The organism is Ruegeria sp. HKCCD7255 (assembly GCF_013031565.1).
GTDB lineage: Bacteria > Pseudomonadota > Alphaproteobacteria > Rhodobacterales > Rhodobacteraceae > Ruegeria.
Genome location: NZ_WQAG01000006.1, coordinates 194445 through 218979 on the forward strand (window position 1 = coordinate 194445; position 24535 = coordinate 218979).

A 24535-nucleotide genomic window follows, 5' to 3' on the forward strand; every position below is an offset into this window, starting at 1 on the left:
TTGATCTGTGCGCCCTCTAGTAACAAGCCCCGGCCTGACCGCAAAGGGGGTGACGTCAGGTTTCGCGTGACAGTCGCGCAACGCCCGGCAATTGTCTTTGCGAAATAAGGGAGAGTTTCACGATGACCGCGTACCCGAACATGCTGGCCCCACTGGATCTGGGCTTTACCACGCTGAAGAACCGCGTGTTGATGGGGTCAATGCATACGGGGCTTGAGGAAACCGGCGACTGGAACCGCGTGGCCGAGTTCTATGCCGACCGGGCACGCGGTGGCGTGGCGCTGATGGTCACGGGCGGGATTGGTCCCAATCTGGAAGGCTCGGTGCTGCCGGGGGCGGCGATGATGACCTCGGACAAGGACGTCGCGAACCATTCCATCGTGACCGACCGCGTACATCAGGCCGGTGGCAAGATCGCGATGCAAATTCTTCATGCCGGGCGTTATGCCTACGGCCCCAAATGCGTGGCCCCCAGCCCGGTGAAATCTCCGATCTCACCGTTTCCGCCAAATGAATTAGACGAAGACGGGATCGAAAAGCAGATCAGCGACATCGTGAACGCAGCCCGGCTGGCGCAGAAGGCGGGTTATGACGGGGTCGAGATCATGGGGTCTGAGGGGTATTTTCTGAACCAGTTCCTTGTGACCCATACGAATAAGCGAGAGGATCGCTGGGGCGGATCATACGAAAACCGGATGCGTCTGCCCATCGAGGTGGTGCGCCGCACACGCGAAGCCGTGGGCCCCGATTTCATCATCATCTATCGCCTGTCGATGATTGATCTGGTGCCCAATGGCTCGACCCATGAAGAAGTCGTCGAACTGGCGCAACGGATCGAAGCGGCTGGCGCGACGATCATCAACACCGGCATCGGCTGGCATGAGGCGCGGATCCCCACCATTGCCACCAGCGTCCCGCGCGCGGCTTTCGCATGGGTGACCAAAAAGCTGATGGGCAAGGTTGGGATCCCGGTGATCACCTCAAACCGGATCAACACGCCCGAGGTCGCCGAAGAGGTTCTGTCGACCGGATGCGCCGATATGGTGTCGCTGGCCCGACCAATGCTGGCGGATGCGGATTTTGTGAACAAAGCCATCGCGGGGCAGTCTGCGCGGATTGCGCCTTGCATCGCTTGCAATCAGGCCTGCCTGGATCACACGTTCAGTGGCAAGCTGACCTCTTGCCTGGTCAATCCGCGCGCCTGTCACGAGACGGAACTGGTTATCGAAAAGGCTGATACCCCCAAAACCGTTGCCATTGTCGGGGCCGGCCCCGCTGGCCTGTCCACCGCAATGACCGCAGCCCAGCGCGGTCACAGTGTTACCCTGTTTGACCGAGCCACCGAGATCGGCGGTCAGCTGAACATGGCCAAACAGGTGCCCGGTAAGGAAGAGTTCAGGGGTCTGGTCGATTGGTACCGCACTATGATGGACGATCTGGGTGTTCAGGTGGAACTGAACCGCGAGGTCGCGGCCGATGACCTGACCGGTTTTGACGAGGTGGTGATTGCCACCGGCGTCACCCCCCGCGATCCGGCGATTCCGGGGCAGGACAGCGACAATGTTCTCAGCTATGTCGACGTTCTGCGCGGCAAGGCCGAGGTGGGCAAAACCGTCGCCGTAGTTGGCGCAGGGGGAATCGGGTTTGACGTCTCGGAATTCCTGCTGGAAGACGGCCACAGCGCCACAACCGACCTGCCGCTATGGATGAAGGAATGGGGCGTGACCGATCCAGAACAGCACCGCTCGGGCCTTGCGCCCGAAGGCCCTCAACCCGCCGCCCCGGCGCGTCAGGTCACGCTGTTGCAACGCAAGAAACAGGCGCATGGCAAAGGGCTGGGCAAAACAACCGGCTGGATTCACCGCGCCACGCTGAAGATGAAGAACGTCAATTTCGTTGGCGGTGTGAACTATGAACGCATCGACCAGGACGGCCTGCATGTCAGCTTTGGCGAAGAGCGCGCAGACCCGACATTGATCGCAGCTGACACGATCGTGCTCTGCGCCGGTCAGATCTCGGATCGCAGTCTGGCAGATGCAATGATCGAACGCGGCATCACCCCCCATGTGATCGGAGGCGCAGACGTCGCCGCCGAACTGGACGCCAAACGCGCAATCAATCAGGGCACCCGGCTGGCGGCGGGTTTTTGATGGTCTGACCCCAGCAAAGAAGCGCCCTACTCCACCGCGACCGTGATCACCTCGGAGACAATCGGCGGGGAGTGTGGGACGTGGCCCGCGTCGCCCAGCACCAATTGCAATGTGTGCTCACCGGGCGGCAGGTCCAGTGTCACTTCGGTCTGCCCGCCTCCAAAGTGGACGTGATTGTCGTCTGCTGGCAGCCCATAGGCCAGCTCATCTGCACCGTCTTCACCTTGCCCAATCGGGGGGCGGTTGATCAGCAGGTGGTGGTGGCCGGTGTTTTCGACCTCGGTCCCGGCGGGCGCCACACCCATGCCCTTTAGCCCAAAGACCACTGTGACCGGCGATGAAACCGTGTCGCCATCCGCGAGATTGGCGAAATAAACAATAGCGTCCGGGTTCGAAGGCGTTGGTCCGCCCGCCATTGCAAATGTGGCAGACGCGCATAAGGCTACTGCGATTGATCTGAGTGTCATATTTCCCTCCCAAGGCCATAAATTTGCCGTCTGCATCATAACACAAATCGATAAGCACCTTGAAAATAAGGTGATTGGCATCGATCTGGCCTGAGAATTACGACTGTTTCCTCGTTTCCCAAGCGCAAACGATCAGAATTAAAACCCTTATATTATCCCATGTCTGCCAAGTTCTCGCCCAGATTGTACGCAAATGTGATCATCGAAAAGAAGACCTGGGAATGAGAGTATGGACAGACTGACCGAAATGGAGGCCTTTTCCAACGTGGTGGACCAGGGTGGCTTCACCGACGCGGCGAAAAAGATGGGAATCTCCAAATCGGCCGTGTCGAAGCACGTGTCGAGCCTGGAAGCACGGCTGGGCGCACGCCTGTTAAACCGGACAACACGTCGGGTGTCACCGACGGAGATCGGATTGGCGTATTATGATCGAGCGCGGCGGGTGTTGAACGACGCAGGTGAAGCAGATGCGATGGTGACATCGATGCAATCGGCCCCTTCGGGTCTGTTGCGGATCAGTGTTGCCACGGATTTTGGGGTAAACCACCTGTCACCGGTCTTGTCGGGCTTTTTGTCTGCCTATCCCGACATCACAGTGAACATGGTGCTGAACAACCGTTACGTTGAGCTGATCTCGGAAGGGTTTGACGTGGCGGTGCGCATTGGTGAGTTGGATGACAGCACGCTGCGTGCCCGCAAGCTGACCGAAACGGTCAAACGTATGGTCGCGGCACCCAGCTATATCGAACAGTTTGGTCGCCCGCAAAAGATTGACGAGTTGAACGAGCACAAGCTGCTGCATTATTCCAGCCAGTCTTCTGGCAATGTCTGGAGACTGACAGCTCCGTCGGGTGAAAAGCGCCAAGTGCGCACGGCGGGCTGGCTGAGCGTGAATGATGGCCAATCACTGTTGAACGCAGCAATCTCGGGGCTCGGTATCGCTTATCTGCCCAGCTATCTTTATGCCGATGCATTGAAAGCGGGTGAAGTTGTGGACGCGATGCCGACTTTGCCGGACGAAGTGCAAGGCATCTACGCCGTATACCCGCCCGGCCGCTTTACGCAGCCCAAAGTCCGGGCTTTCATTGATTTTCTTGTCGAGTCCTTCAATGAAAAGGGCCCGATGAACTGGTAGAATTCTCCCTGTGGCACCTCACAACCCGCGCTTACTTGCGCGGGTTTTTTTTGGCCAGCGCAAGTTGGTCAGTTAATCAGCAATACCGCCTCGACACGGCGGTTGGTGTCACGTCCTTCGGGGGTAGCGTTTGATGTGATAGGGGCCAGATAGCCCGCGCCGCGCGCTTCCACCCGGTTTCCGTCAATCCCATAGGTCTCGATCAGCCGCGTCCGCACCGCTTGGGCCCGTTCCGTGCTGACGGTGATATTGGCCTGCAAGTCACCAGTATCATCCGTATGCCCGACCAAAGCCAAACGCACATCGGGATTGTCGGACAGATAGTTCGACAGCAGTTCAAGCGACTCGAATGGGCCCTCACCCAAGGAAAACTCGCCAGTTGGAAAATGCAGATCGGCCAGTATGACGTGACCATCACGGATCAGATCAGCCAACAGACCTTGCGATCCGTCCACAGTTTCTTCAATCACCAGCGCTGGCGTAGACGGAGCATCCACAGGGGTCACCCGGATCATTTGCAAGTACCCGTCAGGCGGGTTGCGACTGACCAAAAGGCTCAGCACATCGTCCCCGAGGGCAGCAGACAGAAAGCGATAATCCTGGATGGCCACATACATATCTGGCGTCGGTACAACCTCGGTAGCAAAGCGAAAATCAAACCCGCCGCATTCACGCGCTTCGCACTCGAACAGAATCTCATAGCCTTGCGCGATCAATTGATCCCGCAATGGCGCCAGTAATTGCAGTGTTGTGCTGGCACCCGCCTGCAAGCGCCATGTCAGGCGTTCGACCCGGCCCTCGACCCGGCGCACAGGGATTTGGCCGTCAGAAAAAACACCTGTGGGCAAGTCATAGCTGTCCAACGTGCTGGTGCGATCCGACACTTGGCGAGCGCTGGACGGCAAGGTCAGATCCTGTGCCAGAACCGGTTTCGCCAAAAGCGCAAAACATAAAAGAAGAAAGCGGATCATCTGAATTGTGCGTGATACTCTGGGTTCGGGACCATCGCCGTTGCACTGGCGACACGATTGGTCATGTTAAAAAAGCCCGCCACATTGGCAATATCCCAGATGTCGCGATCACAGAAACCGGCATCGCGCAGGCTCTGTCGGTCCGACTCTTCAACCGACGCGCTGGATGTGGTCATTTTCGCCGCAAAATCCAGCATCGCGCGGTGACGAGGGTTCAGCGGGGCGATTTTGTAGTTCATCACCAGCATTTCACCCAATTCCGGTTCGCCAGACAGTTGACGGACAGCCGCCCCATGCGCAACCAAACAGTAAAAGCATCTGTTGAGGGACGAGACGACAACCGCAATCATCTCGCGTTCCAGTTTGGACAACCCGCTTTCGGCCAGCATCAAATCGTTATACATCGCCGTAAAAGCATTTAGCTTTTCGATATCAAAGGCATAGGCACGCAATACGTTCGGCACCATCCCAAGTTTTTCGACACAGATGTCGAAGTATTTTTGTGTTTCCGGAGGCAAAGGATCGACCATCGGCAGGTTCAGCGCCGTTGGCATTGCGTCTTGTTTCATATGCCCTCCTTAGACCTGCAAGCGGTAATGATAGGTTCCAACCAACTCCATCCCAAGCGAACTGTACAGACCGTTGGCCCCAACATTTTCCTGTGTACAGATCACGCTTAGGGTTTTGGCCCCGTTCTCCAGCGCCCAAAAGGCCGCAGCGCGCATGGCCCATTTGCCCAAACCCTGGCGGCGATGGTCAGATAGGATTTCCAGCGCATGTACCATCGCAACCCCATCTTGAGCTGCCACAAAACCGGTTCCAGCGGGTTGATCCATATGCCGTACCAAAAGACCCGTTTTGGGGCCGGTTGCCCGATCCATCACAGCCAGACGTGCAGGGCCGATCCCGCCCCGCGCCCAGATCTCTCGCATGATCGCCAGAGGCTCCCACAACGTGAAAACGGTAACGCGTGGGATCGGCACATCGGTGAGATGTTCGACCGGGCATGAATAGATATTCACCGGGTCCAGAACCTCATAGCCGCGATTGGCCAGCTGTTCGTCCAGCGCTTCATCCCCGGGCCAGACACAAAACAAGCGTTTTTGGCCCATGCCCAACATGACCTGTTCCGCAGCGTCTATGTCTGCTTCTGAGAACGCACCGATCCGACTGGCCGCTGACACGCGCGAGCCACCGCCCTGACCACGGCGTAGCCTGAATGGACCGTCTTGGATGAATTCAGCCGCAGGCCAGGTGCCGTCAACGATTTTCGACCAGTCTTTACTCAAAGCTCAAGATCTTTCGCCAGCCGGGTAACTGCCGCATCAATCCGCGCGCCATCAACGCCGCGCACCACGACATTGGCCCCAAAAACACCATTGATCTGAAACGGGTAGCACCCGATGGACAAATCCGGGAAATCATCGGCAAGGCTGCCCAGCGTCGCGGCGATATCGCCCTCACCCCGATCCACCCGCAGGGTCTGAGACAAAAGCGGGCTGCCACCGGTCAGCTTGGGCAGAACACTGGCAACCATGGCTCCGAACACCGATGGGACACCGGCCATCACATGGACATTGGCGATGGTAAAGCCCGGCGCGGTCGAGACCGGATTCTCGATCAACTCGGCGCCGTCGGGAATACGCGCCATGCGCAATCTGGCCTCATTCAACTCTGATCCCGACTTTGCATAATGCGCCTCAAGCAGCGCACGCGCATCGGCGCGGACATCAATTGGGGTTTCAAAAGCACGGGCGATGCAATCTGCGGTGATGTCGTCATGGGTGGGCCCGATACCGCCGCTGGTAAAGACGTGATCATACGCCTCTGACAGCGCCCGAACCGCGTTTTCGATTGCGGCTGCGTCGTCCGAGACAATCCGAACCTCTTTCAGATCGATCCCCTGCTTGGTCAGCTCCTGCGCCAGAAAATGCATGTTCGCGTCGCGGGTCCGGCCCGACAGGATTTCGTCACCGATGACCAGCATGGCTGCGGTTGGGTTGGCCATGGCGCTGTCTCCTCTTGATCGGCTGTTTGGGCAGGTATAGGCCCTTGGCCATGCGATTTGAAACCCCCCTTGTCCCCGCCCGACTGATCCGCCGCTATAAACGCTTTTTGGCCGATTGCAGCTTGGAGGACGGGCGCGAGGTGACGGCCCATTGCGCCAATCCCGGCAGCATGATGGGGCTGGCGGAACCAGGGCAGAAAATCTGGCTGGAGCCCAATGATGACCCCAGGAAAAAGCTGAAATACGGCTGGCGTCTGGTTGATCATGAAAACGGGCATTTCACCGGTGTTGACACATCCGTGCCGAACCGCGCGCTGCGCATTGCGCTTGAGGCGGGGCAGATCCCTGAACTGGCCACCTATGAAACCGTCCGGACCGAGGTGAAATACGGCGAGAACAGCCGCATTGATTTCCTGCTGACCCAACCGGGCCTGCCGGACGCCTATGTCGAGGTCAAAAGCGTCACCCTGTCGCGCCAGCCCGGTCTGGCCGAGTTTCCCGACAGCGTCACCGCCCGCGGAACCAAACATCTGGGCGAACTGGCGGCGATGGCCGCGCAAGGCCACCGCGCGATCATGCTGTATCTGGTGCAACGCACCGATTGCGACCGCTTCGCGCTGGCCGCAGATATCGACCCGGCCTATGCGGCGGCTTTCGACGCAGCAACCGGGGTCGAGCGGCTGGTCTGCGGTACGCGCATTTCACCCGAGGGGGTTTGGGTCGAAGGGTATTTGACTTGAGATGCACGATCTGTGACCGTCCAATACCAGAAAGCCAATTCGATTGTTCCAAGGCATTATGACACATAAAAAAGTTTGGGAATCTCTCCTTCTTTACTCAACCCGAAACTCTCAACCAGTTGATGTCCATTTGTACGTTCCGCGCCCGGCAGGCTACGTGGATTTTCAGAATAGATACAAGTCTTTGACAGATGATATCGAAATATCCGAGTACCCAGACTACGTTTATTTCGGGTACAGAGACATCGCGCGTAAGAAGAAAGAGAACTTACCAGATATTTTTACGGGCTTTTTGTCTTTGATCTACATCTCCGGCGAAATGCATGATCTGCTAACTCAGTTTGAGCTCGGCCATACACGGTTCAAAGAAGTCGAACTGCGTGAATATGACCAGAAAACACCTTTTCCCGGAAGGCGTTGGTTTTTCATGCATATTCGAGAAAACCGAAAAACTTTTGTACCTGAAAAGTCTGTGAGTATCCATCCAGTTGGCACCAAGGGGAAAGCGTGGAGCGCGCATCCTGAAGGTGACAACAAACTTGCCATTGACGCGACCAACGCCTGTGACCTGGATCTTTGGATTGATCGCAGTATCAGAAATCGGGTGTTCTTCTCGGACCGACTGAAAATCGCGATCAAAGACTCGGGCCTTAGCGCACGCTGGTTGGGGTTTCGGCCTTGCGAAATTGTGAAGCGCGGCGGTGCTTGAATTCACGTGATACTGCGTCACCATTATACTGCGAAACACCGCGACTTTGCGCCCTCTGGAACTTTCTGCGCAAGCAGCGTAAATAGCTCATTGCGCGCAACTATTGGAGCCAAGCGTCGATGAAAGAGCATCGTGGCCGTCTGACGAAGGACGGTATCCGCATCTATGAACAGGGTGACTTTGCCGGGATGCACGCGGCAGGGGCTCTGGCGGCGCGCATTCTGGATGATATTGCCGATCACGTCTTTCCCGGCCAGACAACCGGTGCGATTGACGGGATCATCACCCAGATGGTGGAAGAGGCCGGGGCGACCTCGGCCACGATCGGGTACAAGGGTTATGAACACGCCAGCTGTATCAGCGTGAACCATGTGGTGTGTCACGGCATCCCCGGGGACAAGCGTCTGAAAGATGGCGATATTCTGAATATCGACGTGACCGTAATCGTCGACGGCTGGTTTGGCGACACGTCGCGCATGTATGTGGCCGGCAAGCTGCCACGCAAGGCCGAGCGGTTGATCCAAGTGACCCATGATGCGCTGTTCAAAGGCATCGAGATGGTCAAACCCGGCAATACGTTCGGTGATATCGGCCACGCGATTCAGGCCTATGTCGAGGCCCATCGTATGAGCGTTGTGCGCGATTTCTGCGGCCACGGGCTGGGCCGTGTGTTCCACGCACCGCCCAATGTGCTGCATTACGGTCGCCCGGGCACTGGCGCGGTGCTGGAAGAAGGCATGTTCTTTACCATCGAGCCGATGGTCAATCTGGGCCGCCCGGAAACCAAGACGCTGGCCGATGACTGGACGGCGGTGACCCGGGACAAGTCACTCTCGGCGCAGTTCGAGCATTCGGTGGGTGTAACAGCAGACGGGGTCGAGATCTTTACCTTGTCGCCCGGTGGCAAATACCACCCGACCTATTCTTCGTCCTGATCCAGGGCCTGATCCCGAAGAACCTTCAACAGCATCGTCTCGGCCCCCCATGGCGTGACCGCATCATGGATGAACACCGGTGCGCGCCGGGGTTTGGGCTCGGGGCCTGTGGCGGCCTCGGTCTTTTGTGCTGGCACCCAGAAGGGCGGAGTTAAAGCTCGGTCCATGTGCCCAGCTTAGCATAGGTCGTTCAAATCCCCAAAAGTTCTGGCACCTCGGCCATGTCCCGAAAGACCTCGGCCCCCAGATCCGCCAGCTTCTCGCCTCCACCCTCGGGCGCATAGGCCAAACAGCGCATATTCGCGCGCATTGCGGCGGTCACACCACTGACGCTGTCTTCGATAACGACCGGCGCACTGGCGTCGAAATGACGTGCAGCGGTCAGGAACAGGTCGGGATCGGGTTTTGCAGTCTTCAACACATGCGCCGAGAACATCGCATCTTGGAAACGATGCAGCAGGTCGTTTTGCCCTAGGGTAATACCCATCTTTTCGGGGCTGCCATTTGAGGCAACGCAGAATGGCACCTCTTTTTGGTCCAGCGCGGTCAACAGATCAGGCACACCCGGCATCACCGTCACGCCCTGGCGCAGACGACCATAGATAGCGGCATAGATCTGATCGACCCAATCCTCGGGCAGGTCCGCCCCCATCTGGCGCGCGACCTCTCCTGCACCTCGCATGGTGCCGCCCACAAACAGCTGGTAACTATCGTCGATGGTCAGGTTCAGCCCATAGCTGTTGAGGTTCGCGATCAGCACTTGGTTGGTGATCGGCTCACTGTCCACCAGAACACCGTCACAATCGAAAATCACCAGATCATGCATGAGGGGTCTCCACCTGTTACCGCTCAGCCCTAACCGAGCTTGGGCGTTGTGGCAATTTGAGAAACAGCGACAAATCGCCAGTGTCCGTTTCAGTCTGAAACATCGCGCCACATCAATGAGATATGGGTATCGCCATATTTGCGAGTATCGCGCAGATTAAACCCCGGCGGGGCGGCCATCGGGGCGTTTTCTTCCCATACGATCAGGGCGTCACCTGCGACCCAGCCCCCGGTTAATGCGGCCGCGATCGCTTTCTGCCCCAGCCCCTTGCCATAAGGAGGATCCAGAAAGATCAGGTCGTAAGGCGCATCGGGGTTGTCACCAAGTTTCAGCGCAGTGCGGCGCAGTAGATAGGTGCTGTCCGCTGCTTGGGTCAGGTCGATATTCTTGCGGATCAGACCCTGAGCCACGCGCCCATCATCCACGAACGTCACATGATCCGCGCCCCGCGACAGCGCCTCAAGCCCCAGCGCACCGGTGCCAGCAAAAAGGTCCAGCACGCGCAGCCCATCAAAATCGATCTGATGGGCCAGAACGTTGAACAGGCTCTCGCGCACCCGGTCAGTGGTGGGGCGCAGATGTGCGCCCGCATCGCCTTTGCCGACCGAAGCCAAAGCGCGGCCACGGAAGTCTCCGGCGATGATCCTCACGCTTTAAGCAGCGGTTTAAGGTCGGCGTCGGGGTCGGCCACAACCGCCGGATCAGCAGTCTTACCGGCGTCGATCAGGCGTTTGCCAACCATATAGGCCCGAGGGTCGTTCATCGCATCAACGGCAATCAACTGGTCAACCCTATAGTACCAGAACGACACGGTCTGGCCCTCGCCCTGACGTGTGACGACACGATCATAACCTGTGTTCAGCCCGGCGATTTGCAATTTGACGTCGTACTGATCCGACCAGAACCAGGGCGTGGCCACATAATCTTTGGCCGCGCCCAGCATGTTCTGGGCCACGATTTCAGCCTGATCGATGGCATTGGGCACGCTTTCCAGTCGAATGCGTCCCTCTCTATGCGGAAATGAGGCGCAATCCCCCGCCGCCCAGATCGACGGGTCTGAGGTACGGCCATGGGCATCCGTCTTGATCCCGTTGTCCAATTCCAGCCCGGCCATTTCGGCAAGAGCGGTCGAAGGAACGATGCCGACACCGACAACAACAAGATCAACTTCCAACTCTGTTGCATCGGTAAGAACAGCACCGGTTACCTTGCCTTCATGGCCAACCAAATGGTCCAGGCCGACGCCCTCACGGATATCAGCACCATATTGCGTATGCAGGGTACGGAAGAAATCGCTGGTTTCCGGGGCCGCGACGCGCTGAAGGATGCGATCTGCCATTTCGACCAAGGTCACCTTGACCCCACGCTTGGCGCAGACGGCTGCGGCCTCAAGCCCGATATACCCACCGCCCACGATCAGGGCGCGGGCGCCTTCGGTCACAAAGGGACCCATATCATCAACATGGGCCAGATCGCGCACCACATGCACGCCCTCCAGATCGCCACCGATTGCAGCGGGCAGGCGTCGTGGCTCGGACCCTGTGGTCAGCGCCAGTTCGTCATAGGAAATCACCTCACCCGCGACGGTCACGGTCTTGGCCTGTGGATCAATATCAGTCACGGGCTGACCAAGGCGCAAGGTGATGTTGTTTTCCGCGTAAAAGCTTTCGGGTCGCAGAAACAGACGCTCCAGCTCCATTTCACCAAGCAGATAAGCCTTGGACAAAGGTGGGCGCTGATAGGGCAAATGAGGCTCGGCCCCGATCAGGGTGATTTCGCCATCGAACCCGTCCTTGCGCAATCTGGCAACCAACGATGCTCCGGCCTGTCCGGCCCCGATCACAACAAAATGGCTCATGTGTCTCTTACCCTGTCAAATTCACGTGGTCTCATTCACAGGACCACCTATATTGCGTCGCAACACAACTCTGCAAATCCAAACAACAGGAGCTGAATAATGATTTCCAGTGGAGACACACTTCCCGATGCCACATTGACCCAATTGGGTGCGGAGGGGCCGGAAGAGGTTCGGATTTCAGACAAGACCAAAGGACGCAAAGTGGTGATCTTTGCGGTTCCGGGTGCGTTCACCCCAACGTGCCACTCGGCCCATGTGCCCAGCTTTATCCGCACAAAGGATCAGTTTGACGCAAAGGGCGTTGATGAAATCATCTGCATCTCGGTCAACGATCCTTTTGTCATGAAAGCCTGGGGCGAAGCGACCGGTGCTGCAGATGCGGGTCTGACTATGCTGGCCGACGCGACGTCTGAATTCACCAAAGCCATTGGTATGGATTTTGACGCACCGCCTGCGGGGTTGATCGCACGCTCCAAGCGCTATGCGATGCTTGTCGAAGATGGCAGGGTAACTGCATTGAACCTGGAAGAAAGCCCGGGCGCATGTGAGATTTCGGCAGGCGAAGGTCTGCTGGCGTCAATCTAAGCCCCGGCGGCGCGGCAAATTTAACTTGCAGCGGTTCTTTGGTATGCAAGTATCAAAGTGATGCAAACCGGAGAACCGCGAATGAAACTCAAGTTTATTGCGTTTGGCCTGGTCAGCGCTGGCACCTTGGCCGCATGCGGGCCCGCCCCGACCCCTCAGCAACAAGCCGCGCGTCAGCACGAGATCGCATGCCTAAGCGGAACGCTTGGCGGCGCTTTGATCGGCGGGGCGATTGGAAATCAGTTCGGCGGTGGATCCGGCAAAGCAATTCTGACTGCCGCAGGCGCTGCTGCCGGTGGGGTCAGCGGTCAACGTTACGCTTGCTGAGGAGAACCCGGATGAAATACGCAACCGCATTTCTGGTGTTTTTGGGTCTTGCAAGCGCTGGCGCAGCCGAGACAACAGCCGAGTTGAACGAAGCCGAATTGAAGGCCATCGACACAAACAATGACGGCTTCCTGTCCAAAGACGAATTCGACGCGTTTTCCGACTATGCGTTTCAGGAAATGGATGACGACAAGAACGGCACGCTGGGTCAGGCCGAAGCGACAAAATTTCTGGACATCAAGCAATTCCAAAAGGTTGACCGAAACAACGACAGCGTTATTTCTCGTGAGGAATACAACAATCAGATGAACGCTGACTTTCAGGCAGCGGATCAAGACGGAAACGGCCGGCTGGATTGAGCCCCGGTATTTTGACGGGAGTGTATTATGAACAAATGGATCGGCCTCGGGGCCGTGTTGTGTTTAGCAGCCTGTGACGTGCCTCAGGCGCCGACTTTTGTCGGTGCCGACGGGCAAACGCGGATCGAGATCAATACCAGCGGCTTGACCTGTTTTGAAACCCGTTGCCTGGATATTGATCCCCGTGCGCGCAGTGTACGGTCGATCGGAAATCGCACCACGCGCATACCCGGCAACATCGATGTTAGCAGCGGCTCCGTCACACCCGCTGAATTCCGTCAAATGGCACAGGTTGCTCTCTTGGCCGGCGGGCAAGGGTCACAATCGGATCGCGACTAAACCAGCGCGTCCATCTTGCGTGCCAGTTTGGCGTCCAATGATGACAACCCACCCACATCGTGGGTAGACAATGTGACCTCAACCGTCTTGTAGACGTTGAACCATTCGGGATGATGGTTCCACTTCTCGGCCCAGATCGCCACTCGGGTCATCCATCCGAACGCGTCAACGAAATCATCGAACGTAAAGGTCTTGGTCAGGGCATCTCGGTCTTCGACCATCATCCAGCCATTTCTGAATAGCGGGTCCAGCAAAGGGCCACGCGCCTCGGTCGACAAGAGTTCACTCATTGCTGTTCCTCCGGGTTTGCCTTTTTGAACGGGCCGTAATCCGTCAGGATTTCGATCTCTTCCCCCACAGCTTGGGCTTCGGCGTCCAGATATTTTCGGATCGCATCCGCAAATCCCGCGTCACCAACCCAGTGAACGCTATGCGTCAGTGTTGGTAAATAACCCCGCGCCAGCTTGTGTTCGCCCTGCGCCCCGGCCTCGACCCGTATCAAGCCCTGGGCGATGGCGAAATCGATGGCCCGATAATAGCACAGTTCGAAATGCAGACAGGGATGATGTTCAACACAACCCCAATAGCGACCGTAGAGGGTTTCTCGCCCGATGAAGTTCAGCGCGCCAGCAACCGGATATCCGTTGCGTTCCGCAATGACCAAAGCCATGTCTTCGGCCATGGTTTCATGGGCGATATCAAAGAATTGCCGCGTCAGATAAGGCGCACCCCATTTGCGTGCGCCGGTATCCTGATAAAAGCGCCAGAACGCGTCCCAGTGTTCTGGGCGCAGGTCGTCACCGGTCAGAGTGTGGATCTGGCCGCCAAACGCGGTGGCCTGTTTACGCTCTTTTCGGATGTTCTTCCGCTTGCGCGACGACAGTGCTGCCAAGAAACCATCGAAATCGGCATAGTCTTCGTTCAACCAATGAAACTGTTGCGACTGGCGATGCATCAACCCCATCTGTGCGCCCGCAAGCGCTTCGGCCTCGGTGCAAAACGTGGCATGGAGCGACGAAACCTGGTTCTCGGCCGCCAGTTGCACTGCGCCCTGCACAAGCGCTGACATGCCCACCACGTCATAGCCCGGTCGCACCAGAAAGCGTCGTCCTGTGGCGGGTGTAAAAGGCACCGCTATTTGCAGCTTGGGATAGTAGCGACCACCCGCGCTTTCATAGGCATGGGCCCAGCTGTGATCGAAGATATACTCACCCTGACTGTGGCTTTTGGCATACATCGGTGCGGCGCCAATCAGCATCCCGTCAAGATAGGCTGTCAGATATTGCGGCTGCCACCCGGTGCCACGCCCGACCGAGCCGCTTTCTTCCAGCGCCATCAGAAACCGGTGCGTTGTAAACGGATCCAGCGGGCGTCCGCCCTCTGCGGCCTCGGGACAGGCGCAACTGTCCCAGTCCGCCGCCGAAATCTGCGACAGCGAGCTCAGAATCCGAACTTCGACTTGTGTTTGATCCATGTGCCCTCAACGCCTTGGCTATTATCTGTGGCCCAGGCAAATCGGTTCAAGCCGAATGTTCGGCCAGATACCCTTCGAACGTCACATTATCGGCAACCAGACGCGCCTGTGCCTCTTCTTCGGGCGAGCGGATTGTCCAACACAGGATCGGAACGCCACTTGCCTTCAACTCGGCCACCCGCGGGCGCGAGAGATCTTTGGCCTCGTGGCTGATGAAACTCGCGTGAGCCCGGTCGAAATCCGGGATACCACGCAAGTGGTCACAGACGGTTTCAGGCAAAAGCTCGACCTTGGGCTGATAGGAACACGTCACAATACCGCGCGGGATGTCCGGAGCCAGACGGGCTAGTTCGACAACACTGTGCGGGTTGAAGGACATCAGCGCCACAGGCCCCTGATACCCTTGCAGGGCCCGCACCGTCGCGGCCTCGAGCGCGCCGATATTCGGCCCCATCGCACCGTCCTGATCCTTAAGCTCGATCAGCAACGGCACGCGCCCCGCCACAAGAGTCAGCACATCTTCCAGGCTTGGAATACCCGCGCCGTCCCCTTTCAGCAGGGCCGTTTGTTGCGCCTGCCGTGCCGGGATTTGCTGGATCGGGCCAGGCTGGCCGGTCAATCGCGTCATGTCATAGTCGTGAAAGACCATGGCCTGCGCGTCCGAGGTCAGCTGCAGATCAATCTCAATCCCATATCCGGCCTCAATCGCAGCCTCGATTGCGGCCCGGCTGTTTTCCGGGCGCGCGTTTTCGATATCGTGCAAGGCACGATGCGCAATCGGTACCGAGAGGAAGGCCTCTGGCAGCGCGGGTCTCATTGGACTTCGATAATGCCTTCGATTTCAACCGCCACACCCAATGGAAGCGCGGCTGCGCTGACAGCGGAACGGGAATGGCGACCGGCCTCGCCCAGCGCTTCGACCAGAAAATCCGAGGCTCCGTTGATGACTTGTGGCTGTGCGGTGAAATCCGGGGTCGAGTTCACAAAACCGGTCAGTTTGATCACACGCACCAGCTTGTCGATGTCACCCCCACACGCCGCTTTGACCTGAGCCAACAGGTTGATCGCACAGGTTCTTGCGGCTGCGGCACCGGCCTCGACATCCATCGTGTCGCCCAGCTTGCCTGTAATGAGTTCACCATCCATCGAGATCTGGCCCGAGACATAAACGATGTTCCCAACGCGCACGAAAGGCACATAATTCGCCGCCGGAGCGGGCGCATCTGGCAAGTTGACGCCCAGGCTTTCCAGTTTTGCTGCAATGCTCATGTCTTGTTCCTCTTCCTCGCCAAGTTCGACTCGGGCGGACGCTAACCGGGAAGCGCCTAATCGGAAAGCGGGAAATGCAAACCTGCCGTCAAAGTGACACTCTGAGCATGAGTTCACTCATTCTTGATGCTGCAAGTTGGTCTCACTTTACGACAAACCCTTAAACGCGTTAAACGCAAGGAGTTTCAATTCACACTTGGAACGTTTATGTGACCTCGGATTGCGCCTTTGCGCGGCAAGCCTATTATTGTTTGAATGACCGGCATCGTAAGACCGGGCTTTTTTGGAGTGGCAGGAACAGTGTCTCGTCTCAGTCTTCTGAAAACCCTGATGGTGCTGTCCGTCGCGACCTTTTTGTCTGCCTGTGCCAGCCAACCCGCAGACGAAGCTGCTCGGGGCGAAGTATTTGACCCTTACGAAGGCGCCAACCGCTCGGTTCATAAGTTCAATCTGGGTGTTGACCGGTTTCTGTTCCGCCCGGCGTCAAAGGGCTATGTCAAAATCGTCCCGGATCCGATGGTGACCAGCTTTAGCACCTTCGCGGAAAACATCTCGCTGCCCGGGCAGGCGATTGACTATCTGTTGCAGGGCAACCCCAAACAGATGGGCAACGCGCTTCTGCGCTTTGTGATCAACATGACAGTTGGTGGCCTGGGCTTATCCGCGCCTGCTGACGAATTGAACCTGCCACCTGTGGATACCGATTTCGGAGAAACGCTTCACGTTTGGGGATTTGGGGAAGGCGCGTATGTCGAGCTGCCTTTCTATGGCCCCTCAACCACTCGCGACGCGGTGGGTGTAATCGTCAATTTGTTCTCGAATCCCATCAACTTCACCCCAGTGCGGCCCGCCGACAATTTGGGCGTCTATGCCGAAGTTGTAAGACGCATGGGCGACCGCGGCCGGTTTTCAGATACGGTCGACTCGATTTTGTACGACAGCGCAGACAGCTACGCCCAGGCGCGCCTGATTTATCTACAAAATCGTCGGTTTGAACTGGCGAGAGATGATGAAGACTCCTATTTGGGTCTATATGATGACCCATATGCCGATATTGGCACCGACCCTGTCAGGGACCCTTTCCTAGACCCTTACGAGGACCCCTATGCCGAATAATGTTTTGAACAGACGTCAATTTGTTTCGACCTCATTCGCTGGTCTAGCGGCGACACTGCTGCCCCTTCCCGCCTTTGCTTTGACTCAGGCAGAGGCCACGCAGCTGGTGAATTCAGTGGTCGCCGACATAACCCGCGTTATCGATTCCGGTAAATCCGAAAACGCGATGCTGCGCGATTTCGAACGGATCTTCGTGGAATATGGTGATGTGCCGATCATGGCCCGCTATGCGCTCGGTGTCGAAGCTCGCAGCGCGTCCAATGCTCAGATGCGTCAGTTCACCAAGGCGTTTCAGGGTTACATCTCGCGCAAATACGGTCGTCGTTTCCGCGAGTTCATCGGTGGCGAAGTTACCGTTCTCAATGCACGCAAAATCAAAGCGGGTTACGAAGTTAGAACATCAGTGAAACTGCGCGGCTCGGCACCGTTCGAGGTAACGTTCCTCGTTTCCGATAAATCGGGCCGCGGTAAGTTCTTCAACATGTTCATCGAGGGTGTGAACCTGCTATTGACCGAAAGAACAGAGATAGGGGCCCTGCTGGATGCACGCAAAGGCAACCTCAATCAGTTGATCAAAGATCTGGATTCAATCGGTTAGGGTTTCCCGCCCTGATGCGTGACCAGAGCCGCGAGGCGAGACTGGACGGGTCAGGGCACATAGCTGCGCACCAACGCGCCTGCGATCAGTGCCCATCCATCGGCAATCACAAAAAACGCCAGTTTGAATGGCAGCGCAACAGTGGCTGGCGGCACCATCATAATGCCCATAGACATGAGCACAGCCGCGACAACCAGATCGATGATCAAAAACGGCAGAAAGACCAAAAACCCGATCTGAAAGGCGCGCGCGATTTCCGAAAGCATGAAAGACGGCATCAAAACTGAAAGCGGGGCGTCCGGGGTCGGCTGCAGGGTGTCGCCGTTTGGACGCAAGGCAGCCATCGCCTGGAATGTATCCGCATCCAGCCGCGCAGCCATGAACTCACGAAACGGCACCATCGCCCGCGTCAACGCGGGCTCGACCTCCAGCGTTTCTTCAATCATTGGCTGGATGCCGGTGTCCCAGGCTTCGGTGAATACCGGCTCCATGATGAAATAGGTCAGGAACAGCGCAAGGCTGACAATCAACATGTTCGGCGGTGATTGCTGCAAACCAATCCCTTGCCGTAAGATCGAAAGGACCGTGATCAGAAACGGGAAACAGGTGATCATGATCGCCAAACCCGGCGCCAGGCTGAGCACCTTGATCAGCAGGATCAACTGTATTGATCGGGCCGAGATGGACCCGCCCTCGCCCAGCGACACGGACAGTTCTTGCGCAACCGCATGTGACGGCATCATCAACAGCGCCAGAACCGGTAGCCAGGCCAGGAAGCGCATTATCCGATCCCGTTTTGAAGATCTGAGATTTCGGTCAAACGTACTGCCAGCTGACCGGCTTGGTCCCCCTCCATCTCCTCCAGCAAACCTCTGGCGACCAGTTGATCACCAACATAGAGATCGACAGGATCCTCAATCCGCTTGTCCAGGGTCAGAACCGCGTTCTCACCCAAGCTCAACAGATCTCGGATCAAAGGGCGCGCGCGGCCAACGGATACCGTTACCTCAATTGGGATGGCCTCGAACGGGTTGGGTTTGTCCTGGGTCGGGTTTTGCGAGTCAGTCATGGGTCAAAGCCTCTTTTGCTTCAAACAGATAGGCGTCAAATGCCGCCGCGATGGTGGACAGCAACGCGATGTGGTCAATCTCGCGACGCTCCTGCCCGACCTGTAATGCTGCCTGCCCCGGCATCAAGCCGGGGTCTTCGACGACCTGAGCTTTGGAGGGCAGACCTTCCGGCAGCAAGTCATCGATCAGCGCGGCTGTTCCCTGAGGCACGCGCAATTGAATGGGTTGCGCGATTTGGTTGCGCGCCATCTCAACAAGCTGTTCGATCAGTCTGCGCGCAAAACTCTGATCCAGCGCTTCCGGCAAAACCGCCTGGACCAGGCTTTCGAACATCGGTTCAAGCGAAACGGTCATCCGTGTCAGCGCTTCGTGATAGGTGAACGACACATCCGACAAGGCCGCTGACAAATCGCCCGTAAGCTTGTCGCGGCCTGCGTCCTGAGCTTGAGTGGCGTCGTCCCAATCAGCACCATATCCGCGCTCGAATGCGATCAGGCGCTGTTCCTCCAGTGCTTCTTCATCCAGAAGATGCAACGCACTGCCACCGACCTGAGAGGTGAAATCCTCGAGAAGATGCGCAATCGACATCAGGCCGTCTCCTCGCTTTCCTCAAGCCAACTGCGCAGTATCTCGACCGTTTCTTCCTGCTTGTCTCCAATCATCGAGCGCAAACGGTCGACGGCATCGTCACTGCGTGCCTCGGACAACGCTGGTACATTCTGAGCCGGCTGCCCTGGCAAAGCGGTGAACCCCTGCCCGTCATCTGCTGCAATCTCACCAACCAGCGGCGCATCGCCGGTGTTCGCTGTGGCGGGGGATGGCAAAGCCGGGGCTGCCTGATTGGTCAGGATCGGTCGGATCACGAACAGAGCCAAAACAAGGGAAACAAGCGCCAAAACCGCCATCTGGATCAGAGACATCACGTCCAGATGGATGTTCTGCCACAGCGAAGAAGCCACCAGGGTTCCAGCCGGTTCGACCACCGGCAGATCCAGCGATTTGAGGGTGATCACATCGCCCCGCTCGGCGTCGTACCCAACGGCTGAGGCGACCAGTTCTTCCAACGCGTCAAGTTCAGCCTGCGGCATCGGCTCGAACCCCGCCTCGGTCTGTATACCATTGACCAGCACCGCAACGGTCAGCCGCTTGATAACACCGGGTGCCCGATGAACCTCGAGTTCGGTCTCGGACACTTCATAGTTCACGCGTTCACGGGTTTGGGTCGCCGTCGAGTTGGATTCGTCTCCTCCGGCACCGTCACCATCTGGCAGGTTCGACGCGACCGTCACATCAGACGACTGGTTGCGCGTGCTGTCCGAGCGTTCTTCAACATCGGTGCTGATCGCCACCCGGCTTTGTGGATCAAACCGCCGTTCACGGATCGATTCAGTTTCGGTCACCGTATCGACGCTGACCTCGACCACCGCGTTTCCTGCGCCAACCCGCGCCTCGACCAAACGCAAAACGCGTTCGCGCAACTGGCGCGCCTTTTCATCCGCGCTATCTCCTGCCACCGGATCATCCTGCGCGCCGATCACTGCGCCGCTCGAATCGATCACGGCAACGTTTTCGGGGGCCAAGCCGCTGACAGCCGAAGAAACAAGAAATCGGATCGCTTTGGCCTGGTCGCCAGTGATCTGCGCGCCCGAAGCCACCAGAAAGACCGAAGCAGTCGGGGTAACACTGCGCTGAAACGGGTTGGCGGTGCCATTGGCGATATGCACCCGCGCCTGACTGACATGAGGGCTTCCGACGATGGTTCTGGCCAGCTCGCCTTCTTTTGCGCGCCAATATGCGGCGTCAAACATCTGCGAGGTGGTGCCAAACCCACTAAGGGAATCAAGCAGCTCGTACCCGCGGCTACCATTTGCGGGCAATCCTTCACTGGCCAATGTCATCCGCAGCTCATCCCGCTGCGTACTGGGTACATAGATTGACCCGCCGCGAATCTCGTAGGCAACCCCTCTTTGATCCAACGAGCGTACGATGTCGCCAGCGGCCCCGCTTTCCAACCCAGCATAAAGCAGGGTCATGGAGGGCGCCGTCACCAGACGCGACATGCCGAGGATTCCCAGAAATACCAGCACAACAGCACCAGCCACGATTATTTGTTTACGCCTGTCCAAACTTGCCCAGACAGTTCCGATCTGCTGCACGCTCACCTCCGACTCGCCGACATTCTGTGCGGCACGTCCCTTGTTTGAACGATTGCCCTTAACAATCGGTTAGTCCCTGCGGGGTTATGACAAGGGCCAGACGCATGGATGAGGATGTCATGACCGACGCAACCGCAGATGAGGCAGAAGCCCCTAAGAAATCGGGGAAATTGGGAATGATCCTTGGGGTGATTCTGGCCCTTGCCGGTGCGGCTGGCGGATTCTTCGCGACCACCGCAGGTCTGCTGCCTTTCGGGTCGGAAAAACCCGAAGATATGGCCAAGACCAAGGATGAAAAAAAGGACGTCGAAGCCCTGCCAGATGTTGGTTTCGTCGACCAGCCTTCGGTGATCGTTTCGGTGAACGCTGGCGATTCGCGGCATTTGAAGTTTCACGCTCAGCTTGAGGTGAACGCCGACTACATTGCGGATGTGGAAAAGATGCAGCCGCGAATCATGGACGTTTTGAACAACTACATGCGGGCCGTCGAACTGACCGATCTTGAGGATTCGCTGGCCCTAATGCGCATTCGCGGCCACCTGCTGCGCCGTATCGCCATTGTCGTCGGAGAAGGCCGCGTTCGCGACGTTCTCGTGATGGAATTCGTATTGAATTAGGAGACAAAGTTGGAACTGATTGCGGATATTCTGCTGGTCGCTGGTGCGCTTGGAGCGGGTCTGTACTGCTTTGTTCTGGCGCGCCGTCTGAAACGGTTTACCGATCTTGAGCAAGGAGTCGGAGGTGCTGTCTCGGTCCTGTCGGCGCAAGCGGACGAATTGAAAACCTCATTGGACTCAGCCCGCGCGGCATCAGATCAGTCGGGCGCTGCGCTGCAGGAGTTGACCCAACGTGCCGAGGCCGTTGCTCAGCGGCTCGAACTGATGATGGCGTCGATGCACGATCTGACGCCCGAACACTCTCAAGCTCAGGCGGAACAGACCGAAACGCGAAACCCCAAGGTGTCGCAGACAGTGTCTCATTCGAACGACACAGTCGATCCTGCTGCGCCGGAAAAGCCTGAGAAACCGGTCGGTTCGACAGAAATTGAAAGATCTCCGGGCGGGCTGATGTTCTTTCGCCATGCCAAACCTCAGGCGGGGCCAGCGAAATGAACCCGGTCGCTCCCAACAAACCACGGCCACGCGGTGGCGTATTGGCAGTCATCGCGCTTTTGATGCTGGGATCAGCCGCCATTCGGGTCGGTCTGGAGGCAGGGCCCGCGCTGGCAAGGGGGATGGACCCGTATCAGATGGAACCCAAGCCCGAGGCGCCCGCAAGCACCACAGCCGCTGAATTGCAGCTGTTGCTGAGCGAGCTTCAAGCCCGCGAGAAAGACCTCAAACTGCGCGAAGAAGAAATCCAGAATACCGAACGGGCGCTTGAGATCGCAAACGACGCAATTAAAACCCGACTGGTCACGCTTGAACAGGCCGAAGAAGCGCTGCGCGAGACACTTAGTCTGGCTGACAAGGCCGCCGAGAAGGATCTTTCGCGCCTGACAGAGGTTTATCAGAACATGAAGCCCAAAGACGCCGCCGCTTTGTTCGAGACCATGGATCCCGTTTTCGCAGCAGGTTTTTTGGGCCGGATGCCCGCCGATACAGCCGCAGGTGTCATGGCCGGGCTAAGCCCCGAGGCCGCCTATACAATTAGCGTCGTCATGGCTGGCCGTAACGCGCGCGCGCCGCAGGAATAGGCACCATGGTTTCCCCTCACGCACTTCAAAACACCGGAGATTTCTCATGATCGGCATTGTTGGAATCGTCGTTATTTTCGTCATGGTTTTCGGCGGCTATCTGGCTGCGGGTGGCAAGATGACCATCATCATGAAATCACTGCCGTTCGAGATGATGATGATCGGGGGGGCCGCTGTCGGTGCCTTTTTGATCAGCAACGACATGAGCGCGGTCAAACACACCGCAAAGGATATCGGCAAGGTTTTCAAGGGACCGAAATGGAAACCCGATGACTATCGCGACCTTTTGTGTCTGCTGTTTTCCCTGATCCGTATCGCGCGCGCCAACCCGGTGGAGGTCGAACAACATATCGAAGATCCCCAAAGTTCGAGCCTGTTTTTGGCCTATCCCAAAATCCAGGCCGAAAAGGAAGCCGTTGATCTAATCTGTGATACCATGCGGTCGGCGTCGATGAACTATGACGATCCCCATCACGTTGAAGAGGTGCTGGAAAAACGGATGGAGGCCAATTTCCACCACGCACTGCATTCCAGCCACGCCCTGCAAACGATGGCCGATGGCTTGCCTGCCTTGGGAATCGTTGCCGCGGTTCTGGGTGTTATCAAAACAATGGGTTCGATCGATCAACCGCCCGAAGTATTGGGCAAGCTGATCGGCGGGGCGCTGGTTGGCACCTTTTTGGGGGTCTTTCTGGCCTATGGTCTGGTCGGCCCCTTTGCGGGAAAGGTGAAGGCTGTCGTTGAGGAAGACAACCATTTCTATCAGCTCATCAAGGAAGTTCTGGTTGCCAATCTGCACAACCACAACGCCGCTATGTGCATCGAGGTTGGGCGGCAAAATACACCAACTCATAGCCGTCCCGGCTTCTCGGAGTTGGAAGAGGCGCTGAAAGAGCTCAAGCAGGCGGCGGCATGATATTCCGGCTGATCGCGATATTTGCTGTCTGTCTTTTTGCCGCTGCCGCGAAAGCTCAGGAAATCCCGGTACGGTCGGGCGAGCATGAGGGTTACACCCGCCTTGTCCTGCAGGTACCGCAGGGCACGGATTGGCAGCTGTCTCAGCGTCAAAACGGGGCATCAGTATCGGTTGATCTTACGGACGTGACATTTGATACCGGCCCAGTATTTGACCGCCTTTTCCAAAACCGTTTGTCAAAGCTGACCCAACCCAAACTGGGCGGGCCCCTGGAACTGGAATTTGCCTGTGACTGCGTCGCTTCGGCGTTCTTGCATCGGCAAACCATGATCGTGATCGACATCGCTCCGGGAGAATTTGTGCCTCCGCCCACAGCGGATATCTTTGATTTCACAGAGAATTCAGTGGTTGAAAAACCGCCTTTTCCAATCTCTGAGGCCCTCGCCCTTCCGTTGCTGGACCTGAATGCCCCCGGCTTTGAAGCACAGTTGATGGAACGGGTCCTCCAAGGTGCGAATCGAAGCGTTGTTGATCTGGACATTGCAGGAGTCGGTCGCCGCGATTCAGTAAGCGATTTGTCTCTGCTCTTGCCGAACTCACTGCCTGAAAACATCCGGCTTTCTTCGGTGCTGGACGATGTTGAAGGGCTGGGAGACCTCCGGCTGGACGCGCTGGATCCGGTTCCGGTTTGCCTGACCGATGCAGATCTGGGATTTGACGACTGGTCAACCGAACAGCCTTTTGTCGAACAGGTTGCAAATCTGCGTGCCGGCTTGTTTATGGAGTTTGACAAGGTCGATCAGGGGCCGCGATACAGCTAGCAAAACTCTA

Annotated in this window: 33 protein-coding genes; 16 read left to right on the plus strand and 17 right to left on the minus strand. The window is 57.4% G+C overall.

The window, feature by feature from the left end; all coding sequences use genetic code 11:
- Positions 1-122: 122 nt before the first annotated feature.
- A complete protein-coding gene (locus GOX45_RS13180; RefSeq protein WP_171101607.1) occupies positions 123-2150 on the plus strand; it encodes an NADPH-dependent 2,4-dienoyl-CoA reductase in 2028 nt (675 codons plus the stop codon).
- Positions 2151-2176: 26 nt separating this feature from the next.
- Here the strand turns inward: GOX45_RS13180 and GOX45_RS13185 are convergent, their stop codons facing one another.
- Positions 2177-2617, minus strand: coding sequence for a DUF4399 domain-containing protein (locus GOX45_RS13185; RefSeq protein WP_171101608.1), 441 nt, complete (start codon positions 2615-2617; stop codon positions 2177-2179).
- Positions 2618-2846: 229 nt separating this feature from the next.
- On the opposite strand from GOX45_RS13185, the gene GOX45_RS13190 reads away from it, so the two are divergent.
- A complete protein-coding gene (locus tag GOX45_RS13190; RefSeq protein ID WP_171101609.1) occupies positions 2847-3752 on the plus strand; it encodes a LysR family transcriptional regulator in 906 nt (301 codons plus the stop codon).
- Positions 3753-3820: 68 nt separating this feature from the next.
- Here the strand turns inward: GOX45_RS13190 and GOX45_RS13195 are convergent, their stop codons facing one another.
- From GOX45_RS13195 to GOX45_RS13210, 4 genes are read right to left on the minus strand one after another with little or no spacing between them, the layout of a single operon-like run.
- Complete coding sequence (locus GOX45_RS13195; RefSeq protein WP_171101610.1) at positions 3821-4723, minus strand: OmpA family protein; 903 nt, start codon at positions 4721-4723, stop codon at positions 3821-3823.
- The gene (locus GOX45_RS13200) at positions 4720-5292 is read right to left on the minus strand and encodes a peroxidase-related enzyme (protein ID WP_171101611.1); all 573 of its coding nucleotides are present in this window, start codon (positions 5290-5292) and stop codon (positions 4720-4722) included. Before GOX45_RS13200 ends, GOX45_RS13195 begins: the two co-directional genes overlap by 4 nt.
- Before the next feature lie 9 nt (positions 5293-5301).
- On the minus strand, positions 5302-6012 hold the full coding sequence (locus GOX45_RS13205) for a GNAT family N-acetyltransferase (protein ID WP_171101612.1): 711 nt from the start codon (positions 6010-6012) through the stop codon (positions 5302-5304).
- A complete protein-coding gene (locus GOX45_RS13210) occupies positions 6009-6731 on the minus strand; it encodes a molybdopterin-binding protein (RefSeq protein WP_171101613.1) in 723 nt (240 codons plus the stop codon). Before GOX45_RS13210 ends, GOX45_RS13205 begins: the two co-directional genes overlap by 4 nt.
- Positions 6732-6781: 50 nt before the next feature.
- Between GOX45_RS13210 and sfsA the strand changes: the two genes are divergently transcribed.
- From sfsA to map, 3 genes are all read left to right on the plus strand, one after another.
- Complete coding sequence (gene sfsA / locus GOX45_RS13215) at positions 6782-7471, plus strand: DNA/RNA nuclease SfsA (protein ID WP_171101614.1); 690 nt, start codon at positions 6782-6784, stop codon at positions 7469-7471.
- Positions 7472-7529: 58 nt separating this feature from the next.
- Positions 7530-8180, plus strand: coding sequence for an imm11 family protein (locus GOX45_RS13220; protein WP_371808979.1), 651 nt, complete (start codon positions 7530-7532; stop codon positions 8178-8180).
- A gap of 119 nt (positions 8181-8299) precedes the next feature.
- Positions 8300-9115, plus strand: a complete 816-nt coding sequence (map, locus tag GOX45_RS13225) for a type I methionyl aminopeptidase (RefSeq protein WP_171101616.1) — start codon at positions 8300-8302, stop codon at positions 9113-9115.
- Here map and GOX45_RS13230 read toward each other — a convergent pair.
- From GOX45_RS13230 to GOX45_RS13245, 4 genes are all read right to left on the minus strand, one after another.
- Positions 9100-9282 (minus strand): hypothetical protein, encoded by a 183-nt coding sequence (locus tag GOX45_RS13230; protein WP_171101617.1) that lies wholly within the window; start codon positions 9280-9282, stop codon positions 9100-9102. The two genes, map and GOX45_RS13230, sit on opposite strands and share 16 nt — an antisense overlap.
- A 23-nt stretch (positions 9283-9305) precedes the next feature.
- Positions 9306-9941, minus strand: coding sequence for an HAD family phosphatase (locus GOX45_RS13235; RefSeq protein ID WP_171101618.1), 636 nt, complete (start codon positions 9939-9941; stop codon positions 9306-9308).
- Positions 9942-10030: 89 nt separating this feature from the next.
- The gene (gene rsmD / locus GOX45_RS13240) at positions 10031-10591 is read right to left on the minus strand and encodes a 16S rRNA (guanine(966)-N(2))-methyltransferase RsmD (protein WP_171101619.1); all 561 of its coding nucleotides are present in this window, start codon (positions 10589-10591) and stop codon (positions 10031-10033) included.
- Positions 10588-11799 carry an NAD(P)/FAD-dependent oxidoreductase gene (locus GOX45_RS13245; RefSeq protein ID WP_171101620.1) on the minus strand — a complete coding sequence of 404 codons (1212 nt, stop codon included), beginning with the start codon at positions 11797-11799 and terminating at the stop codon, positions 10588-10590. The genes rsmD and GOX45_RS13245 overlap by 4 nt, the downstream gene beginning before the upstream one ends.
- A 99-nt stretch (positions 11800-11898) precedes the next feature.
- Here GOX45_RS13245 and GOX45_RS13250 point away from each other — a divergent pair, with 99 nt between their 5' ends.
- The 4 genes from GOX45_RS13250 (at position 11899) to GOX45_RS13265 (ending at position 13409) form a co-directional block, all read left to right on the plus strand.
- Positions 11899-12384 (plus strand): peroxiredoxin, encoded by a 486-nt coding sequence (locus GOX45_RS13250; protein WP_171101621.1) that lies wholly within the window; start codon positions 11899-11901, stop codon positions 12382-12384.
- Between the two features lie 81 nt (positions 12385-12465).
- Positions 12466-12711, plus strand: coding sequence for a glycine zipper 2TM domain-containing protein (locus GOX45_RS22265; RefSeq protein WP_171101622.1), 246 nt, complete (start codon positions 12466-12468; stop codon positions 12709-12711).
- 11 nt (positions 12712-12722) lie between these two features.
- Positions 12723-13070: an EF-hand domain-containing protein gene (locus GOX45_RS13260; RefSeq protein ID WP_171101623.1), complete on the plus strand. Its 348-nt coding sequence runs from the start codon at positions 12723-12725 to the stop codon at positions 13068-13070.
- Positions 13071-13097: 27 nt separating this feature from the next.
- Complete coding sequence (locus tag GOX45_RS13265; protein ID WP_171101624.1) at positions 13098-13409, plus strand: hypothetical protein; 312 nt, start codon at positions 13098-13100, stop codon at positions 13407-13409.
- Here the strand turns inward: GOX45_RS13265 and GOX45_RS13270 are convergent.
- From GOX45_RS13270 to GOX45_RS13285, 4 genes are read right to left on the minus strand one after another with little or no spacing between them, the layout of a single operon-like run.
- Entirely contained in the window at positions 13406-13699 is a 294-nt protein-coding gene (locus tag GOX45_RS13270; protein WP_171101625.1) for a 4a-hydroxytetrahydrobiopterin dehydratase, read from the minus strand. The genes GOX45_RS13265 and GOX45_RS13270 overlap by 4 nt on opposite strands.
- Positions 13696-14883: a GNAT family N-acetyltransferase gene (locus GOX45_RS13275; protein WP_171101626.1), complete on the minus strand. Its 1188-nt coding sequence runs from the start codon at positions 14881-14883 to the stop codon at positions 13696-13698. The genes GOX45_RS13270 and GOX45_RS13275 overlap by 4 nt, the downstream gene beginning before the upstream one ends.
- Before the next feature lie 46 nt (positions 14884-14929).
- Positions 14930-15700, minus strand: a complete 771-nt coding sequence (locus GOX45_RS13280; protein WP_171101627.1) for a glycerophosphodiester phosphodiesterase family protein — start codon at positions 15698-15700, stop codon at positions 14930-14932.
- Positions 15697-16152, minus strand: coding sequence for a RidA family protein (locus GOX45_RS13285; protein ID WP_171101628.1), 456 nt, complete (start codon positions 16150-16152; stop codon positions 15697-15699). Before GOX45_RS13285 ends, GOX45_RS13280 begins: the two co-directional genes overlap by 4 nt.
- 330 nt (positions 16153-16482) lie before the next feature.
- Between GOX45_RS13285 and GOX45_RS13290 the strand changes: the two genes are divergently transcribed.
- Both GOX45_RS13290 and GOX45_RS13295 read left to right on the plus strand, forming a co-directional pair.
- On the plus strand, positions 16483-17268 hold the full coding sequence (locus GOX45_RS13290) for a VacJ family lipoprotein (protein WP_171101707.1): 786 nt from the start codon (positions 16483-16485) through the stop codon (positions 17266-17268).
- Positions 17258-17866: a phospholipid-binding protein MlaC gene (locus GOX45_RS13295; RefSeq protein ID WP_171101629.1), complete on the plus strand. Its 609-nt coding sequence runs from the start codon at positions 17258-17260 to the stop codon at positions 17864-17866. Before GOX45_RS13290 ends, GOX45_RS13295 begins: the two co-directional genes overlap by 11 nt.
- Positions 17867-17916: 50 nt before the next feature.
- Here the strand turns inward: GOX45_RS13295 and fliP are convergent, their stop codons facing one another.
- From fliP to fliF, 4 genes are read right to left on the minus strand one after another with little or no spacing between them, the layout of a single operon-like run.
- On the minus strand, positions 17917-18648 hold the full coding sequence (fliP, locus tag GOX45_RS13300; protein WP_171101630.1) for a flagellar type III secretion system pore protein FliP: 732 nt from the start codon (positions 18646-18648) through the stop codon (positions 17917-17919).
- Entirely contained in the window at positions 18648-18935 is a 288-nt protein-coding gene (locus GOX45_RS13305; protein ID WP_171101631.1) for a FliM/FliN family flagellar motor C-terminal domain-containing protein, read from the minus strand. The genes fliP and GOX45_RS13305 overlap by 1 nt, the downstream gene beginning before the upstream one ends.
- Positions 18928-19524: an ABC transporter ATP-binding protein gene (locus tag GOX45_RS13310; RefSeq protein ID WP_171101632.1), complete on the minus strand. Its 597-nt coding sequence runs from the start codon at positions 19522-19524 to the stop codon at positions 18928-18930. Before GOX45_RS13310 ends, GOX45_RS13305 begins: the two co-directional genes overlap by 8 nt.
- Positions 19524-21092: a flagellar basal-body MS-ring/collar protein FliF gene (gene fliF / locus GOX45_RS13315; RefSeq protein WP_171101633.1), complete on the minus strand. Its 1569-nt coding sequence runs from the start codon at positions 21090-21092 to the stop codon at positions 19524-19526. The genes GOX45_RS13310 and fliF overlap by 1 nt, the downstream gene beginning before the upstream one ends.
- Positions 21093-21211: 119 nt before the next feature.
- Between fliF and fliL the strand changes: the two genes are divergently transcribed.
- The 5 genes from fliL to GOX45_RS13340 are packed head-to-tail and all read left to right on the plus strand — an operon-like array spanning position 21212 to position 24525.
- Positions 21212-21709 (plus strand): flagellar basal body-associated FliL family protein, encoded by a 498-nt coding sequence (gene fliL / locus GOX45_RS13320; RefSeq protein ID WP_171101708.1) that lies wholly within the window; start codon positions 21212-21214, stop codon positions 21707-21709.
- 9 nt (positions 21710-21718) lie between these two features.
- Positions 21719-22204 (plus strand): hypothetical protein, encoded by a 486-nt coding sequence (locus tag GOX45_RS13325; protein WP_171101634.1) that lies wholly within the window; start codon positions 21719-21721, stop codon positions 22202-22204.
- Positions 22201-22788, plus strand: coding sequence for a MotE family protein (locus tag GOX45_RS13330; RefSeq protein WP_171101635.1), 588 nt, complete (start codon positions 22201-22203; stop codon positions 22786-22788). Before GOX45_RS13325 ends, GOX45_RS13330 begins: the two co-directional genes overlap by 4 nt.
- A 46-nt stretch (positions 22789-22834) precedes the next feature.
- Positions 22835-23704 (plus strand): flagellar motor stator protein MotA, encoded by an 870-nt coding sequence (gene motA, locus GOX45_RS13335; RefSeq protein ID WP_171101636.1) that lies wholly within the window; start codon positions 22835-22837, stop codon positions 23702-23704.
- On the plus strand, positions 23701-24525 hold the full coding sequence (locus tag GOX45_RS13340; protein ID WP_171101637.1) for a hypothetical protein: 825 nt from the start codon (positions 23701-23703) through the stop codon (positions 24523-24525). The genes motA and GOX45_RS13340 overlap by 4 nt, the downstream gene beginning before the upstream one ends.
- Positions 24526-24535 lie beyond the last annotated feature (10 nt).

Bases quoted from the DNA above. Each gene is read 5' to 3' on its own strand.
- GOX45_RS13180 (WP_171101607.1), top strand. From the start codon at position 123: ATGACCGCGTACCCGAACATGCTGGCCCCACTGGATCTGGGCTTTACC.
- GOX45_RS13185 (WP_171101608.1), bottom strand. From the start codon at position 2,617: ATGACACTCAGATCAATCGCAGTAGCCTTATGCGCGTCTGCCACATTT.
- GOX45_RS13190 (WP_171101609.1), top strand. From the start codon at position 2,847: ATGGACAGACTGACCGAAATGGAGGCCTTTTCCAACGTGGTGGACCAG.
- GOX45_RS13195 (WP_171101610.1), bottom strand. From the start codon at position 4,723: ATGATCCGCTTTCTTCTTTTATGTTTTGCGCTTTTGGCGAAACCGGTT.
- GOX45_RS13200 (WP_171101611.1), bottom strand. From the start codon at position 5,292: ATGAAACAAGACGCAATGCCAACGGCGCTGAACCTGCCGATGGTCGAT.
- GOX45_RS13210 (WP_171101613.1), bottom strand. From the start codon at position 6,731: ATGGCCAACCCAACCGCAGCCATGCTGGTCATCGGTGACGAAATCCTG.
- sfsA (WP_171101614.1), top strand. From the start codon at position 6,782: ATGCGATTTGAAACCCCCCTTGTCCCCGCCCGACTGATCCGCCGCTAT.
- GOX45_RS13220 (WP_371808979.1), top strand. From the start codon at position 7,530: ATGACACATAAAAAAGTTTGGGAATCTCTCCTTCTTTACTCAACCCGA.
- map (WP_171101616.1), top strand. From the start codon at position 8,300: ATGAAAGAGCATCGTGGCCGTCTGACGAAGGACGGTATCCGCATCTAT.
- GOX45_RS13230 (WP_171101617.1), bottom strand. From the start codon at position 9,282: ATGGACCGAGCTTTAACTCCGCCCTTCTGGGTGCCAGCACAAAAGACC.
- GOX45_RS13235 (WP_171101618.1), bottom strand. From the start codon at position 9,941: ATGCATGATCTGGTGATTTTCGATTGTGACGGTGTTCTGGTGGACAGT.
- GOX45_RS13245 (WP_171101620.1), bottom strand. From the start codon at position 11,799: ATGAGCCATTTTGTTGTGATCGGGGCCGGACAGGCCGGAGCATCGTTG.
- GOX45_RS13250 (WP_171101621.1), top strand. From the start codon at position 11,899: ATGATTTCCAGTGGAGACACACTTCCCGATGCCACATTGACCCAATTG.
- GOX45_RS22265 (WP_171101622.1), top strand. From the start codon at position 12,466: ATGAAACTCAAGTTTATTGCGTTTGGCCTGGTCAGCGCTGGCACCTTG.
- GOX45_RS13260 (WP_171101623.1), top strand. From the start codon at position 12,723: ATGAAATACGCAACCGCATTTCTGGTGTTTTTGGGTCTTGCAAGCGCT.
- GOX45_RS13265 (WP_171101624.1), top strand. From the start codon at position 13,098: ATGAACAAATGGATCGGCCTCGGGGCCGTGTTGTGTTTAGCAGCCTGT.
- GOX45_RS13270 (WP_171101625.1), bottom strand. From the start codon at position 13,699: ATGAGTGAACTCTTGTCGACCGAGGCGCGTGGCCCTTTGCTGGACCCG.
- GOX45_RS13275 (WP_171101626.1), bottom strand. From the start codon at position 14,883: ATGGATCAAACACAAGTCGAAGTTCGGATTCTGAGCTCGCTGTCGCAG.
- GOX45_RS13280 (WP_171101627.1), bottom strand. From the start codon at position 15,700: ATGAGACCCGCGCTGCCAGAGGCCTTCCTCTCGGTACCGATTGCGCAT.
- GOX45_RS13285 (WP_171101628.1), bottom strand. From the start codon at position 16,152: ATGAGCATTGCAGCAAAACTGGAAAGCCTGGGCGTCAACTTGCCAGAT.
- GOX45_RS13290 (WP_171101707.1), top strand. From the start codon at position 16,483: ATGGTGCTGTCCGTCGCGACCTTTTTGTCTGCCTGTGCCAGCCAACCC.
- GOX45_RS13295 (WP_171101629.1), top strand. From the start codon at position 17,258: ATGCCGAATAATGTTTTGAACAGACGTCAATTTGTTTCGACCTCATTC.
- fliP (WP_171101630.1), bottom strand. From the start codon at position 18,648: ATGCGCTTCCTGGCCTGGCTACCGGTTCTGGCGCTGTTGATGATGCCG.
- GOX45_RS13305 (WP_171101631.1), bottom strand. From the start codon at position 18,935: ATGACTGACTCGCAAAACCCGACCCAGGACAAACCCAACCCGTTCGAG.
- GOX45_RS13310 (WP_171101632.1), bottom strand. From the start codon at position 19,524: ATGTCGATTGCGCATCTTCTCGAGGATTTCACCTCTCAGGTCGGTGGC.
- fliL (WP_171101708.1), top strand. From the start codon at position 21,212: ATGACCGACGCAACCGCAGATGAGGCAGAAGCCCCTAAGAAATCGGGG.
- GOX45_RS13330 (WP_171101635.1), top strand. From the start codon at position 22,201: ATGAACCCGGTCGCTCCCAACAAACCACGGCCACGCGGTGGCGTATTG.
- motA (WP_171101636.1), top strand. From the start codon at position 22,835: ATGATCGGCATTGTTGGAATCGTCGTTATTTTCGTCATGGTTTTCGGC.
- GOX45_RS13340 (WP_171101637.1), top strand. From the start codon at position 23,701: ATGATATTCCGGCTGATCGCGATATTTGCTGTCTGTCTTTTTGCCGCT.